This window comes from Streptomyces krungchingensis (assembly GCF_054729265.1).
The window spans coordinates 5,540,414-5,554,756 of sequence record NZ_JBPUKY010000001.1; the positions used below are offsets into that span (position 1 = coordinate 5,540,414).

The window sequence follows — 14,343 nt, forward strand, 5'->3', positions numbered from 1 at the left end:
GCTGCTTACTGCTTACCGCACAGCGAGACCAGCTTCTGCTCTTCGTCGGAGAGGCTGGGGCCGGGTGTGGGAGTGGGTGCGGTCGTGGACTTGGAGGACGACGGTGCCGAGTTCGACGGTGTCGGCGTCGGCGTGGACGTGGCCTTGGACGTGAGGGAGGTCTTTGTGGTTCCCGTGGTCCCGCCGGCCTCGCCCTCACCGGTCTTCGCGTTCTTCTCGGTCTCGGCGCGGCGGCGCTCGGCGTCCTTCTTGCACGCGGACGCCTGCACGGCGAGCTCGTCGATCTTCGACTGGGCGTCGCCCAGGCCGCCTTCGGCGATGGTCGCCTCGACCTGCTTCTGCTGGTACGGCGGCAGGTACTTGAGTTCGATCTCGGGGTGGTCCTTCTCCACCTTCGAGAGCGAGACCCAGGCCAGGTCCTGGCTGATGCCCCGGTACAGGGCGACGTGCTCGCCCTTGGTGCCGACGTAGTACTGCGTCTGCGTCCAGCGGTAGCCGCCGTACAGGCCGCCGCCGATCACGGCGAGGGCCAGCGTGATGTAGAAGGACCGCTTCAGCCACTTGCGCCCGGTGCGGGGCTTGACGAAGTCCTCGTCGGAGTAGGCGTTGAAGCCGTCCGTCGGCACGTACCCGGTGGTGTCGCCGCTGCCGGGCGGGCCGAACTCGCCGCCCCCGCCCTGCCCGGGCACCGGGCGGCCGAGGTGGGAGGCACGGCCCGCGGGCGTCTGCATGGCGCCGTTGTCGTGCAGCTGGTGCTGGTTCTCGGCGACCGCGCCCACCACGACCGGGGTGTCGGACAGCTGCCCGGCCAGGGTGTCACCGGAGTCGATGTCGAGGACGTCGGCCACGATGACCGTGATGTTGTCCGGGCCACCACCGCGCAGCGCGAGCTGGATGAGCTCCTGCACGGTCTCCTGCGGGCCCTGGTAGCTGGCGAGGGTGTCCTCCATCGTCTGATGGGAGACGACGCCGCTGAGGCCGTCGGAACAGATCAGGTAACGGTCGCCGGCACGGACCTCGCGGATCGAGAGATCGGGCTCGACGTGGTCGCCACTGCCCAGCGCGCGCATCAGCAGGGAGCGCTGCGGGTGGGTGGTGGCCTCCTCCTCGGTGATGCGTCCCTCGTCGACGAGCCGCTGCACCCAGGTGTGGTCCTGGGTGATCTGCGTCAGCACGCCGTCCCGCAGCAGGTACGCGCGGGAGTCGCCGACGTGCACGAGGCCCAGCCGCTGGCCGGTCCACAGCAGTGCCGTGAGGGTGGTTCCCATGCCTTCGAGCTGGGGGTCCTCCTCGACCATCATCCGGAGCTGGTCGTTCGCCCGCTGCACGGCGGTGCCGAGCGAGGTGAGGATGTCGGAGCCGGGCACGTCGTCGTCGAGCGCGACGATGGTGGAGATCACCTCGGAACTGGCGACCTCGCCGGCGGCCTGGCCGCCCATCCCGTCGGCGATCGCGAGCAGCCTCGGACCCGCGTAGCCCGAGTCCTCGTTGCCCTCACGGATCATGCCTTTGTGCGATCCGGCGGCAAAGCGCAGTGACAGACTCATGCGCACCTCGCCCGTCGGCTCCGGGTACATCCGCACGGTGCCCACCCTCCGGTCGGGAGCGCGCCGGGGTCCGTCGTGTGGACCGCCGCTGCGTGCTCGCTCCGCTCGCTCATTGTCGTACTACTTCCGCAGCTCGATGACGGTCTTGCCGATGCGGATCGGCGCGCCCAGCGGTACGGGCGTGGGAGTCGTCAGTCGGCTCCGGTCGAGATACGTGCCATTGGTGGAGCCGAGGTCCTCGACGATCCACTGGCCGTCCCGGTCCGGGTAGATCCTGGCATGCCTGCTGGACGCGTAGTCGTCGTCCAGCACGATCGTGCTGTCGTGTGCGCGGCCCAGCGTGATCGTCTGCCCCTGGAGCGCCACCGTGGTGCCCGTGAGGGTGCCCTCGGAGACGACCAGCTTGGTGGGGGCACCTCGGCGCTGCCGGCCGCCGCTGCTCGGCGGCTGCTGCTGGCGCTGGGGCGGAGGCGCGGCCTGGCGTGCGGCCGGCTGCTGCCGGGAGGCGTCCCGGCGCGAGCCGCGCTGCGTGACGCGCGTTCCGAACAGGTCGCTGCGGATGACCTGCACGGCCACGATCACGAACAGCCACAGTACGGCCAGGAAACCCAGCCGCATGACCGTGAGGGTCAGCTCTGACATTGCCCCCGCTTCACCCTTCGGCTTGCCGGTAAATGATGGTGGTGCTGCCCACGACGATCCGCGAGCCGTCGCGGAGCGTAGCGCGGGTGGTGTGCTGCCCGTCCACCACGATGCCGTTGGTGGACCCGAGATCCTGGATCGTCGAGGGCGTTCCGGTCCGGATCTCACAGTGCCGGCGCGAGACGCCGGGGTCGTCGATCCGCACGTCGGCGTCGGTGCTGCGACCCAGCACCAGCGTCGGGCGGGAGATCTGATGGCGGGTGCCATTGATCTCGATCCAGTGCCGTGTACGGGCGCCGGGTCCGGGGCCGGCCGGCGGCCGGGCCCCCATGGGCGCGCCTCCGGATCGACCGCCGGGCGGCGGCGCGGACGGCATGGGAGGAGCGGCCGCGGGCGGGTAGCCGTAGCCACCCTGGCCGCGGGGGGCCGCAGGGGCCGGGCCCGCGGGGGCACGCTCCGGAGCCTGACTGGTGGAGGAGGCGAGCGTACGGCTGCGCACCCGGTACAGACCGGTGTCGAGGTCGTCCGCCTTCTCCAGATGGACCTTGATGGGGCCCATGAAGGTGTAGCGCTGCTGCTTCGCGTAGTCGCGCACCATGCCGGCGAGCTCGTCGCCGAGCTGGCCGGAGTAGGGGCTGAGGCGCTCGAAGTCCGGCGTGCTCAGCTCCACGATGAAGTCGTTGGGGACGACGGTCCGGTCGCGGTTCCAGATCGTGGCGTTGTTGTCGCACTCGCGCTGGAGCGCGCCGGCGATCTCCACGGGCTGGACCTCGGACTTGAACACCTTGGCGAAGGTGCCGTTGACCAGACCTTCGAGACGCTGCTCGAACTTCTTCAGGACTCCCATGGGGCACCTCCTCCTTCGTAGCCGTCCTGGTACAGCTTGCTGCCTTCTTCGTCCTGGCGGCGGACGCTGTCCTGGTACTGCCTGTCGCTGTCGTCCTGGTACTGCTTACTGATCGTATCCACGCGTCGGGAAATCGGCTGGTTCCCCCTGTCGGCCCGGTCGACGGGTTGTCGACGCCTTCCGAAGTCCCCTCCCGAGGTTCCCGCGGGGACCCCTCTTCGAACTCTTCCCGGCACTACTCCTGCCCAGGATCGTAGAGGCGCCCCACAACCAGTGTCCCGCACCTGACTGTGCGGGCCGTCCGGCTCCTGGGGAGATGCTCAGGACCGGTACGAGGTTGATACGTGAACAGGTTCCGGTCGAGACGTGCGGCGGGCGCGGAGGCGCTCATGGGCGTGGTGGCCTGGGACAGAGCGGGGTCGGCCGCCCCTTGGGGCAGCGGGAAAGGGATGTGAATCCACCCCTGACAGCGTGCTAATGTTCTGGATGTCGGCAGGCGCTCGCACCACTCGGTGAGAGACGGACGACACACCCAATGCGCGGGTGGCGGAATAGGCAGACGCGCTGGATTCAGGTTCCAGTGCCCGCAAGGGCGTGGGGGTTCAACTCCCCCCTCGCGCACCAGCTGAAAGCCCCGCAGGTCTTGGACCTGCGGGGCTTTCGCGTTGTCCGGAGCGTCTCCGCGTGCGCGGCCTTCGTCTTCCGTGAGGCTCGTCTCGCGTGAGCCCGGTCTCTCGTGGGCTTCCGTGCCCTCGTGAGCTTCGCCTCCCGTGAGCTTCGCGACTCCGGCGACGCGAGAGCGCGCCGCATGATCATCTCGGGTGAGGACAATCACACGGCGCGCTCGTCAGGAGTGCGCACGAACGCTCTTCGGGGCGGGAACTCACACCCCGCCTCGTGTCGCCGCGGGCGGTCCGCACGGCTCGGCACGACTTGGCACGAGTCGGCACGCCCTTGTGCCGCTCGTGCCGCCGTGCGCCGCCGTATGTGGCGGCTTTACGCCGCGGCCGTACGGGTCCGCCGCGGGCGGTCCGCACGGCTCGGCACGACTTGGCACGAGTCGGCACGCCGTTGTGCCGCTCGTGCCGCCGTGCGCCGCCTTGCGCGGCGGCTTCACGCCGCCGTTCGCGCGGGTCCGTCTCAGGCGGCGAAGCGCGAGGCGATTTCCTTGGCCTTGGTGCTCGCGTCCTCGTGGGCCTTGGTGCGGGACGCCTCGAAGAGGGGGACCAGCTCGGACATCGCCGGGTTCTGCGGCGCCATCGTCAGCTCCGGGACGATGAAGGTGAGGTCCAGGGCGAGGGTGTCGCGAAGGACGGCCTCCAGGTAGTTCTGCACGTACTCGTAGGCCTCGCGCGGGGTGCCCGGCGCGTAGGAGCCGCCACGGCTGGCGACGACCGTGACGGGCTTGCCCTTCAGCTTCGAGTCCTCGGCCATGGCGGTGCGGCCCACCAGGAACACGTTGTCCAGCCACGCCTTGAGGGTCGAGGGGATGGCGAAGTTGTACATGGGGGCGCCGATCAGGATGGCGTCGGCGGCCTCCAGCTCCTCGATGAGCTTCAGGCGCTCGGCGAAGGCCGCGGCCTGCCCGGGGGTGTGCGCGTCCGGGGCGACGAAACCGGCGGTGTGGGAATCGGCGGTGATGTGCGGCACGGGGTCGGCGGCGAGGTCGCGGTAGACGACCGTGCCCTCCGGGTGCTGCTCCTCCCAGCTCTTGCGGAAGGTGTCCGTCACCGAACGGGAGGAGGAGGCGGAGCCGGTGAAGACGGACGAGTCGATGTGCAGCAGGGTGGCCATGGGTTCTCCAGACAAGGGGTGAGCCGGGGTCGTCCAGGCGTGCGCGGGGGCATCCGCGCACGGCTGGGGCCGGGTCGGTGCAAGAAGCTCGGTAGCTTCTTTTTCGTACTCGACTAGAGATAACACAGCTACTTACTTTTTTTCATCCCCCAACGGGGACGCAGTACTCTGGAGCCATGCCGGAACGGGGAATCCACGAAGCGGGGCCGTGCCAGAAGGTCGACGACGGCATGGCGCGCGTCTTCCATCTGCTGGGAAAGCGCTGGACGGGCCTGGTCGTGGCCGTCCTGCTGCAACGGCCGGTCCACTTCACCGAGCTGCGCCGGGCGATCCCCGGCATCAGCGAGCGGATGCTCTCCGACCGGCTCACCGAACTCGGGGCGGCGGGCCTGGTGGTGCGCGAGGTCGACGAAGGTCCCCCGCTGCGGGTCTCGTACCGCCTGACGGAGGCGGGCGCCGCCCTGGAACCCGCGCTCAAGGAGCTCGGGGCGTGGGCCGAGCGCTATCTCCCCGAACAGGGACCGTGCCCGGAGGCACTCAGGAAGTGACGGGCCGGCCCGCGAGGGCTGGGCGTCGTGGACTTGTCCACAGGCCCCGCAGCGGAGTTGTCCACAGGGTCTGACGTGTTTCGCCGACCGGCTGTACGGTCAGCACGAGTTGATGTTCGTGCACGGGGGAGGCGGTCGCAGTGACCGAGCTCGGTACAGCGATTCCGGACCAGCAGAAGCACGCGGAGGGGCAGCAGCCGCAGGGTCGGCGGCGACCGGAGTCCGGGGCCGCGGCGCGAGGGTATGCCGTGCCGGGGTTCGCCGCGTGGCCGGCGCAGGGTTCGCCCAAGGACGCGGGCAAGGCCCTGCGCAAGCGGGTGCCGCGTGCCGCGCACGCCGAGCTGACCGAGGACGCCGACCGGCCCGACGCCGTGGCCGCCGTCGAGGAGTCCAACCGCGGCCGCATCGCCGGCCTCACCCCGATACGGGTCGGCAGGATGGCCGCCACCCCCTTCGCGTTCCTGCGCGGCTCGGCGGGCCTCATGGCGTACGACCTCGCGCGCACCCCCATGACGGGCATCGACGCCCAGATCTGCGGAGACGCCCACGCGGCCAACTTCGGCCTGTACGGCGACGCCCGGGGCGGCCTCGTCATCGACCTGAACGACTTCGACGAGACCGTGCACGGCCCGTGGGAGTGGGACCTCAAGCGGCTCGCCACCTCGCTCGTGCTCGCCGGCCGGGAGGCCGGGGCGGACGAGGACACCTGCCGCACCGCCGCGCACGACACGGTCGGCGCGTACCGCCGCACCATGCGGCTGATGGCCGGACTGCCCGTCCTCGACGCGTGGAACGCGATCGCCGACGAGGAACTCGTCTCGCACACCGACGCCCACGACCTGCTCGGCACGCTGGAGCGGGTCTCGGAGAAGGCGCGGGCCAACACCAGCGGGCGGTTCGCCGCCAAGGCGACGGAAGCGGTGGAGGGCGGCGGGCGCCGGTTCGTGGACGCCCCGCCGGTGCTGCGCCGCGTACCCGACGCGGAGGCCGCGGCGGTCGTCGCGTCCCTGGAGCACTACCTGACGACGCTCTCCGAGGACCGTCTCCCCCTCCTCGCCCGGTACGCGGTGCACGACGTCGCCTTCCGCGTCGTCGGCACCGGCAGCGTGGGCACCCGGTCCTACGTCGTCCTGCTGCTCGACCACCGCGGCGAACCCCTCGTCCTCCAGGTGAAGGAGGCCCGCCCCTCGGCGCTGCTCCCCCACCTGGCGACCGCCGGACACCAGGTGCCCGAGGTGCCGCACGAGGGCCGCCGCGTCGTCCTCGGACAGAAGCGCATGCAGGTCGTCAGCGACATCCTGCTCGGCTGGACCACGGTCGACGGCCGTCCTTTCCAGGTCCGCCAGTTCCGCAACCGCAAGGGCAGCGTCGACCCTGCCGCGCTGGCCGCCGACCAGGTCGACGACTACGCCCGCATGACCGGCGCCCTGCTGGCCCGGGCCCATGCCCACAGCGCCGACCCACGCCTCATCGCCGGCTACTGCGGGAAGAACGAGGAGCTGGACGAGGCCGTCGCGTCGTTCGCCGTGGCATACGCCGACCGCACGGAGGCCGACCACGCGGAGCTGGTCGCGGCGGTCCGGGACGGCCGGATAGCGGCGCAGCTGGATGTCTGACGCTCCGGCGGCCGTCCCTGACGGGGCTGAGCTCCGGGACGGGGCGGCGAGCGGGGAAACGACGCTCTCGGCAGGGCCCCGGAGCACCGTGGCCTACGCTGGTCGGGTGACGACGCCGGAAGCCGAGCAGAGCCAGTCCGAGCCCACCGACGAGGGGGTTCGTGAGCAGTCCGGTGCCCAGGAGGGCGTGATGTCCGAGCAGCGGGAGTCCGCCGGGGGTGAGGTCTCCGGACAGGAGACGTCCGCCGGTGGTGAGGCTTCGGCGCAGAGTGCTCCCGCTGGGGGTGAGGCCTCCGAGCGGCAGGCGTCCGCTGGGGGTGAGGCTTCCGAGCGGCAGGCGTCCGCTGGGGGTGAGGCTTCCGAGCGGCAGGCGCCTGCCGGGGGCGTGGCTTCCGAGCAGGAGGCATCCGGCCAGGGTGAGTCGGCTTCGCAGGCCGCCGCCGAGGGCGAGCCGCGCCCCGAGGAGCGGCTGGAGCGGGCCGTGCGGGCGGCCGAGCAGGCGTTGATCGAGTTCGAGATCGCCGTGGAGACCTTCCGGGTCGAGGTGGACAACTTCTCGCGGCTGCACCACCAGAAGCTCGGCCCGATGTACTCCCGGCTCGACGAGCTGGAGGCCGAGATCGCGGAGGCCAGGGCCGCGCGCACCGGCGACCCGGAGGACGTGCGCAAGGCGCACGAAGCGCGGGCTCGGGTCATGCCCATGCCCGGGGTCGAGGAACTGTTCCACGGCTGGATGGACTCGGAGGGCCTGTTCCCCGAGGCCGTGGCGATGCTCACGGACCAGCCCGTACGGCCTCCGCAGCGTGTGCGCCCCAGCGAGGAGGCCCGCAAGCTCTACCGCGAGCTGGCCCGCAAGGCGCACCCCGATCTGGCGCAGGACGAGGACGAGCGCAAGCGGCGTGACGAGTTCATCGCCCGGGTGAACGCCGCCTACGGCCGGGGAGACGAGGCGCTGCTGCGGGAGCTCTCCGCGGAGTGGGCCGCGGGGCCGGTGCCCGAGGAGTGGAAGCCGACCCGGAGCGAGGAGCTCTACGCCCGTCTCGAATGGCTCGCCCAGCGCAAGGAGATGCTCGCCTTCGTCGCCCATGAGCTGGAGGAGAGCGCCATCGGCGCGATGCTGAAGCTGGCCCCGGACGACCCGGACCGTCTTCTGGAGGAGATCGCCGAACAGTTGCTGGCCCAGGTCGGCGAGCGCGAGGCGGAGCTGGCGGCGCTGATAGCCCAGGCTCAGTGAGGCCGCGTAGGGCCTGAGGGACCTGGAAGGGACCGGGAGAGTCCCTCGGGACCGGGGGAGTCCTGCGGGGATCGGGTTGCGGCTGCGGTCGGGTAGCGTCGGGGACATGAGTTTCGGAGCTGCTGTGCCCACCGTCGGGATCGGGGATCTCACGGACGAGAACTTCCTGCTGGACGTCCGGGAGGACGAGGAGTGGGACGCCGGGCATGCCGAGGGGGCGCTGCACATCCCCATGAGCGAGTTCGTCGCCCGCTACGGCGAGCTGACCGAGGCCGCCCCGCAGGACGGCCGCGTCAACGTCATCTGCCGGTCCGGCGGTCGCTCCGCCCAGGTCACCATGTACCTGGTCCAGCAGGGCATCGACGCCGTGAACGTCGACGGCGGCATGCAGGCCTGGGAAGCGGCCGGCCGCCCCGTCGTCGACGACAAGGGCCAGCCCGGCGCCGTCGTCTAGCGATTCCCTCGCCCCTCGCCCATCGCCCATCGCCCATCGCCTGGCGCATGGCGCCTGGCGTCCGGTGCCCGCCGTCCATCTGCCGGTGTTCGGTGTCCGGTGCCCGGCGTCCATCGGTCGGCGACTGGGACCGGCGACCGATGTCCTTCGTCCGGCGACCGGGCTTCGCGCCGCAGCCGGGTCGCCGGGGGAGCTATCCGAGATGTCGCCGGGCGAGCTGCCGGACATGGGAGAACTGCCGGGTCCGCGGGACGCCACCGGGTCTGCGGGAGTTCCGTCGGGCATGCGGGAGTTCCGTCGGGCATGCGGGATTCCGTCGGAGCGTGCGGGCGGTCCGTCGGGCGTGCGGGAAAGCTGTCACGCGAGGCCAGCCGTGACGTCCGTCCCGGCCTGTATTCGGCCTCAGCCCAGTGGATGCGCCGCGAGCAGGTCCCCCAGGGCCTCCTCGTGCGCCGCGGCCGGGCCGAGCGACAGCTCCAGCTGTTTGGCCCAGGCGTGGTACCGGTGCAGCGGATAGTCGGTGTCGGCGCCGAAGCCCCCGTGCAGATGCTGTGCCGTCTGCACCACCCGTCGTACGCCTTCCGAGGCCCAGATCTTGGCGACGGCCACGTCCCCGGACGCCGGCAGCGCACCTGCTGCCCCGGTCCCGATCCGCCACGCGGCCTGCCACAGGGTCACCTCCATGGCACGCAGGTCGATGTACCGGTCGGCGGCCTGTACGGCGACGGCCTGGAAGGTGGCGACGGGGAATCCGAACTGCTCCCGCTTGCCGGTGTATTCACTGGTCATCCCGAGCACGGCCTCCCCGAGCCCGAGCGCCAGCGCGCACGTCCCGGTGGCCAGCAGCTCACGCAGGGCGTCCCAGGCGCCCTCCGCGTCGATCACATACCGGTCGGCGATCCGCGCCGACTCCAGGCGCAGCTCCCCGAGCCGCTCCCCGGTGGTGGAGATCTGCTCGGCGAGCACGGCGCCTTCGTGGTCGCGGGGGACGAACGCGAGGACGGTCCGGTCGGCCTCCGTGTGCGCGGGCACGACGACGAGGTCGGCGTCGTACGCCCAGGGCACCGCCGTCTGGGAGCCGTCCAGCACCCACATGTCACCGTCCCGCCGTGCGGTCACGGCGCGTTCGGCCGGGTCGTGCCCCGTCCGGCCACTGGCGGCGACGGTCAGGACGAGCTCGCCCCGGCCCGCGCGCTCCAGCAGCTCGGCCTTCAACTCCTCACCGCCGTACGTCTGCACGGCCACCGCTGCCGCGCTGCTCTCCAGCAGCGGTACGCGCGCCAGCACCCGCGCCGACTCGCGCAGCACCAGGCACAGGGCCACCACGTCGAGCCCCGCTCCGCCGTACTCCGCGTCGATCAGCAGGCTCAGCAGATCCGCGTCGGCGAGCTTCGCCCACAGGCCGCGGTCGAAGTCCTCGGCGATGGCGCCGGGGGTGAGCGCGGGGCTGGGTACTCCGTCCGGCGCGACCCCGGCGAACACCGCCTTCGCCGCCTCGACCGCCGCCTGCTGCTCCTCGGTGAAGGTGAAGTCCACGGGTCCTGTCCTCCCACGCGCCGGCCAACCGACCGGAGGTCCGAAGCGGGGGCAAAAGCCCCCCGGAGCCTCTGATCTGACGGAGCGTCAAGATAGAACAGGTTCTACAAGAAGGGAACGGTCGGTGCCGGCAGGCCTACCGGTCGAAGTCCAACTCCACCTTCTCCGTGGCCGGATGGGATTGACAGGCCAGTACGTACCCGGCTTCGGTCTCCTCCGGTTCCAGCGCGAAATTGCGGTCCATCCGGACCTCGCCCGAGACCAGGAAGGCCCGGCAGGTGCCGCACACGCCGCCCTTGCAGGCGTACGGCGCGTCCGGCCTGTTGCGCAGCACCGCGTCCAGCAGCGACTCGCCGTCCTGGACGGGCCAGGTGCCACCGCGTCCGTCGAGCCGTGCGGTCACCGTGCTGTGTGCCGGCGCCGGGCGCGTGGAGGGGACCGCGGCGGCGGCACCGGCGTCCACGTGGAAGATCTCCTCGTGGATCCTGGTCCGCGACACCCCGAGCCCGCGCAGCGCACGCTCCGCCCCCTGCACGAGCCCCATCGGCCCGCACAGGAACCAGCCCGCCACCCGGTCCACCGGCAGCAGGGCCGGGAGCAGTCCGGTGAGCCGCTCCTGGTCGAGCCGGCCGGTCGGCAGTCCGGCCTGCTGCTCCTCCCGGGAGAGCACCGTCACCAGCTGGAACCGCTGCGGATAACGGTCCTTGAGGTCGGCGACCTCCTCCAGGAACATCGTCGAGGCGGTCGTCCGGTCGCTGCGGACGAGGCAGAACCTCGCCTCCGGCTCCCTGGCCAGCAACGTGGAGACGATCGACAGCACCGGGGTGATCCCGCTGCCGCCCACCACCGCCGCGTACAGCCCGGCGGCCGGCTCCAGGGTGAAACGGCCCGCCGGAGTCATCACCTCGACGTCGTCGCCGACGGCGATCTCCTTGTGCGCGTGCGTCGAGAAGGCTCCGCCGTCGACCAGCCGCACCCCGACCCGCAGGGTGTGCGGGCCCTCGTCGCCGGGTGCGGGTGCCGGTGAGCAGATCGAGTACGTCCGGCGAATCTCCTCGCCGTCGATCGTGCAGCGCAGGGCGAGGTGCTGGCCGGCCGCGTGCCGGTACTCCTCGCGCAGGGCGGGCGGCACGGCGAGGGTCAGGGCCACCGAATCGTCGGTGAGCCGGTCGACCGCGGCCACCGGGAGCGCGTGGAAGCGGGCCATCACAGCTCCTTGAAGTGGTCGAACGGCTCGCGGCAGGACAGGCAGCGCCGCAGCGCCTTGCACGCGGTGGAGGAGAAGCGGCTGAGCAGCTCGGTGTCCGCCGATCCGCAGAGCGGGCAGTGGACGGGCTCGGTCTGCTGCGGGCGCGAGGCGGACAGGGTCGTCCGCGTCGGACCCAACTCGACCGTCACCGGGCCCGTGGGACGGCCGCCGCGCGGTGGCGCTATCCCGAACTCCCGCAGTTTGCGGCGGCCTTCGTCGGAGATGTCGTCGGTCGACCACGCGGGGCTGAGCACCGTACGGACGGCGACCTCCCGTATGCCGTGCTCGTGAAGCACCCGCTCGATGTCCACGGACATCGCCTCGATGGCCGGGCAGCCGGTGTACGTCGGGGTCAGGTCCACCTCGACCGAGTTCGCGTCATGCACCCGTACGGCGCGCAGCACGCCGAGCTCCTCCAGGGTGAGCACGGGCAGCTCGGGGTCGGGCACGGACCCGGCCAGCCTGCGGAGCTCCTCTTCGAGAGCGGTGGTCGTCACCATGTCGCCCCCGGGTGACTGCGGTGCAGGTGCTGCATCTCGGCGAGCATCCGCCCGAAGGACTCGGTGTGCAGGCCCTGTCGTCCGGCGCCGGCCGTCCACGCTCCGGACGCCGGCCCCTCGGGGAGCGCGAGGGTCGCGCGGCGCAGGACGTCGCCCACGGACTCCAGCCAGGCGGCCCGCATTCCTACCCAGTCCACGTCCACGCCCTCGACCGGCTGGAACATCTCGCCGGTGAACCGCCACAGCGCCTCGGTCGCACGCCGCATGCGCTCATGGCTGAGCTCCGTGCCGTCGCCGAGCCGCAGGGTCCACTGCTCGGCGTGGTCCTGGTGGTACTCGACTTCCTTCACGGCCTTCGCGGCGAGCGGCGCGAAGGGACCGGTGCCCTCGGCGAGCTGGGTGTACAGGAGCCGCTGGTAGGTGGAGAAGTACAGCTGGCGGGCGATCGTGTGCGCGAAGTCGCCGTTCGGCTGCTCGACGAGCTGGAGGTTGCGGAAGGCGCGCTCCTCGCGCAGATACGCCAGCTCGTCCTCGTCACCGGCCATGGACAGCAGAACCCGTGCCTGGCCCAGCAGGTCGAGCGCGATGTTGGCGAGGGCGACTTCCTCTTCGAGGACGGGCGCGTGGCCGGCCCACTCCCCCAGCCGGTGCGAGAGCACCAGGGCGTCGTCGCCGAGGGCGAGGACCGCGTCGGTCGCCGTCCCGGACGTGGAGGCGGTCACAGGTGCTTCACCCCTTCCGGGATCTCGTAGAACGTCGGGTGCCGGTACGGCTTGTCCGCGGCGGGCTCGAAGAACGGGTCCTTCTCGTCGGGCGAGGAGGCCGTGATGGCGGCGGAGGGGACGACCCAGATCGAGACGCCCTCGCCGCGGCGGGTGTACAGGTCGCGTGCGTTGCGCAGGGCCAGCTCCGCGTCCGGTGCGTGCAGGCTGCCGGCGTGCGTGTGGGAGAGGCCGCGGCGGGAGCGCACGAAGACCTCCCACAGAGGCCAGTCGTTGGTCGTCATGCTCGTGCCTTCCCGTACTCGTCGGCCGTGCCCGCGGGCTCGTCGCCCTGGAGGCTGCCCGTGCCGTTGCTCTGCTGGTCGCTGTGTCCGGCGGGCGGCTCCGCCCGGGTGGCCTGCTTTTCCGCGTACGCCGCGGCGGCCTCCCGTACCCAGGCGCCCTCGTCGTGTGCGCGTCGGCGCTGGGTGATGCGCTGTTCGTTGCACGGGCCGTTGCCCTTGAGGACCTCCCAGAACTCCGTCCAGTCGATCGCGCCGAAGTCGTGGTGTCCCCGCTCCTCGTTCCACACGAGGTCCGGGTCGGGGAGGGTCAGGCCCAGCGACTCCGCCTGGGGCACGCAGATGTCCACGAAGCGCTGACGCAGCTCGTCGTTCGAATGGCGCTTGATCTTCCATGCCATCGACTGCGCGGAGTGCGAGGACTCGTCGTCGGGTGGGCCGAACATCATCAGGGAGGGCCACCACCAGCGGTTCACCGCGTCCTGCGCCATCTCGTGCTGCTCGGGGGTGCCGCGGCTGAGGGCCAGCAGCAGCTCGTACCCCTGGCGCTGGTGGAAGGACTCCTCCTTGCAGATGCGGACCATCGCGCGCGCGTACGGTCCGTACGAGCAGCGGCACAGGGGGACCTGGTTGGTGATCGCGGCGCCGTCCACCAGCCAGCCGATGGCGCCGACGTCGGCCCAGGTCAGCGTCGGGTAGTTGAAGATCGACGAGTACTTCTGGCGGCCGGTGTGCAGCTTGTCGAGGAGCTCGTCGCGGCCGGTGCCGAGGGTTTCGGCCGCGCTGTACAGATACAGGCCGTGCCCGGCCTCGTCCTGGACCTTGGCCATCAGGATCGCCTTGCGGCGCAGCGAGGGCGCGCGTGTGATCCAGTTGGCCTCGGGCTGCATGCCGATGATCTCGGAGTGCGCGTGCTGCGCGATCTGCCGGACCAGGGTGGAGCGGTAGGCGTCGGGCATCCAGTCACGCGGCTCGATGCGCTCGTCCGCCGCCACCGCGGCGTCGAAGACGGCTTCGTACGCCGCTGCGTGCGCGGCTTCGTCCTGTCCGTCCGCCTGCGCGCGGGCCGTGTGGTGCGCTGCTGCTGTCGCCATGCGGTCCCCCTCGACCTCTCTCCCGACCGACCGATCGTTCGGTTCGCTTCGAATCAATGGTCGGTCGAGCGCCGTAAGGTGTCAACCGCTGTGGATAACCTCGTGGGCCGCCCTGTGATCGCTGTGGCTCAGGAGGCTGTGCCGGACCGGCCGGTCCGAGTACGGTTCCGGTGCGGACCTCGCGGTGCGGGCGGTGCTGTGCGCAGCGGTGGTACAAGCCGGGAGTGGCGTGAGCGCACGGTGCCCGCGGACCACCGGCATTCGGGTTCGGGATCGTGA

General features: G+C 71.4%; 15 protein-coding genes and 1 tRNA gene. 5 read left to right on the forward strand and 11 right to left on the reverse strand.

The genetic code is table 11. From position 1 onward, the window contains the following. Nucleotides 1-5 precede the first annotated feature (5 nt). From ACSYGO_RS24395 to ACSYGO_RS24410, 4 genes are all read right to left on the reverse strand, one after another. Nucleotides 6-1,577 carry a Stp1/IreP family PP2C-type Ser/Thr phosphatase gene (locus ACSYGO_RS24395; protein WP_460389754.1) on the reverse strand — a complete coding sequence of 524 codons (1,572 nt, stop codon included), beginning with the start codon at nt 1,575-1,577 and terminating at the stop codon, nt 6-8. 90 nt (nt 1,578-1,667) lie between these two features. Beyond that, nucleotides 1,668-2,189 carry an FHA domain-containing protein FhaB/FipA gene (locus ACSYGO_RS24400; protein WP_095935472.1) on the reverse strand — a complete coding sequence of 174 codons (522 nt, stop codon included), beginning with the start codon at nt 2,187-2,189 and terminating at the stop codon, nt 1,668-1,670. A gap of 10 nt (nt 2,190-2,199) precedes the next feature. Next, the gene (locus ACSYGO_RS24405; RefSeq protein ID WP_432172870.1) at nt 2,200-3,036 is read right to left on the reverse strand and encodes an FhaA domain-containing protein; all 837 of its coding nucleotides are present in this window, start codon (nt 3,034-3,036) and stop codon (nt 2,200-2,202) included. Then, nucleotides 3,024-3,158 (reverse strand): hypothetical protein, encoded by a 135-nt coding sequence (locus ACSYGO_RS24410; protein ID WP_426677045.1) that lies wholly within the window; start codon nt 3,156-3,158, stop codon nt 3,024-3,026. Before ACSYGO_RS24410 ends, ACSYGO_RS24405 begins: the two co-directional genes overlap by 13 nt. 415 nt (nt 3,159-3,573) lie before the next feature. Between ACSYGO_RS24410 and ACSYGO_RS24415 the strand changes: the two genes are divergently transcribed. Continuing rightward, nucleotides 3,574-3,660 (forward strand) — tRNA-Leu (locus tag ACSYGO_RS24415). A gap of 516 nt (nt 3,661-4,176) precedes the next feature. On the opposite strand, the gene ACSYGO_RS24420 is transcribed toward ACSYGO_RS24415, so the two are convergent. Next, nucleotides 4,177-4,830, reverse strand: coding sequence for an FMN-dependent NADH-azoreductase (locus ACSYGO_RS24420; protein ID WP_426677044.1), 654 nt, complete (start codon nt 4,828-4,830; stop codon nt 4,177-4,179). Between the two features lie 176 nt (nt 4,831-5,006). Between ACSYGO_RS24420 and ACSYGO_RS24425 the strand changes: the two genes are divergently transcribed. From ACSYGO_RS24425 to ACSYGO_RS24440, 4 genes are all read left to right on the forward strand, one after another. Then, the gene (locus ACSYGO_RS24425; RefSeq protein ID WP_426677043.1) at nt 5,007-5,378 is read left to right on the forward strand and encodes a winged helix-turn-helix transcriptional regulator; all 372 of its coding nucleotides are present in this window, start codon (nt 5,007-5,009) and stop codon (nt 5,376-5,378) included. Between the two features lie 248 nt (nt 5,379-5,626). After that, nucleotides 5,627-6,994, forward strand: a complete 1,368-nt coding sequence (locus ACSYGO_RS24430; protein ID WP_460389755.1) for a DUF2252 domain-containing protein — start codon at nt 5,627-5,629, stop codon at nt 6,992-6,994. Between the two features lie 385 nt (nt 6,995-7,379). Then, nucleotides 7,380-8,228, forward strand: a complete 849-nt coding sequence (locus tag ACSYGO_RS24435) for a J domain-containing protein (protein ID WP_460389756.1) — start codon at nt 7,380-7,382, stop codon at nt 8,226-8,228. A gap of 106 nt (nt 8,229-8,334) precedes the next feature. Beyond that, nucleotides 8,335-8,682 (forward strand): rhodanese-like domain-containing protein, encoded by a 348-nt coding sequence (locus tag ACSYGO_RS24440; RefSeq protein WP_095935477.1) that lies wholly within the window; start codon nt 8,335-8,337, stop codon nt 8,680-8,682. A gap of 402 nt (nt 8,683-9,084) precedes the next feature. Here the strand turns inward: ACSYGO_RS24440 and ACSYGO_RS24445 are convergent, their stop codons facing one another. The 6 genes from ACSYGO_RS24445 to paaA all read right to left on the reverse strand — a co-directional run bounded on the left by ACSYGO_RS24445 (nt 9,085) and on the right by paaA (nt 14,064). Beyond that, entirely contained in the window at nt 9,085-10,218 is a 1,134-nt protein-coding gene (locus ACSYGO_RS24445) for an acyl-CoA dehydrogenase family protein (protein ID WP_460387639.1), read from the reverse strand. Nucleotides 10,219-10,354: 136 nt separating this feature from the next. Next, nucleotides 10,355-11,425, reverse strand: coding sequence for a 2Fe-2S iron-sulfur cluster-binding protein (locus ACSYGO_RS24450; protein WP_435222648.1), 1,071 nt, complete (start codon nt 11,423-11,425; stop codon nt 10,355-10,357). After that, nucleotides 11,425-11,967 carry a 1,2-phenylacetyl-CoA epoxidase subunit PaaD gene (gene paaD, locus ACSYGO_RS24455; protein ID WP_432172873.1) on the reverse strand — a complete coding sequence of 181 codons (543 nt, stop codon included), beginning with the start codon at nt 11,965-11,967 and terminating at the stop codon, nt 11,425-11,427. The genes ACSYGO_RS24450 and paaD overlap by 1 nt, the downstream gene beginning before the upstream one ends. Then, a complete protein-coding gene (gene paaC / locus ACSYGO_RS24460) occupies nt 11,961-12,689 on the reverse strand; it encodes a 1,2-phenylacetyl-CoA epoxidase subunit PaaC (protein ID WP_432172874.1) in 729 nt (242 codons plus the stop codon). The genes paaD and paaC overlap by 7 nt, the downstream gene beginning before the upstream one ends. After that, nucleotides 12,686-12,973, reverse strand: a complete 288-nt coding sequence (gene paaB, locus ACSYGO_RS24465) for a 1,2-phenylacetyl-CoA epoxidase subunit PaaB (RefSeq protein WP_095935482.1) — start codon at nt 12,971-12,973, stop codon at nt 12,686-12,688. Before paaB ends, paaC begins: the two co-directional genes overlap by 4 nt. Next, nucleotides 12,970-14,064: a 1,2-phenylacetyl-CoA epoxidase subunit PaaA gene (paaA, locus tag ACSYGO_RS24470; protein ID WP_426677038.1), complete on the reverse strand. Its 1,095-nt coding sequence runs from the start codon at nt 14,062-14,064 to the stop codon at nt 12,970-12,972. The genes paaB and paaA overlap by 4 nt, the downstream gene beginning before the upstream one ends. Between the last annotated feature and the right edge of the window lie 279 nt (nt 14,065-14,343).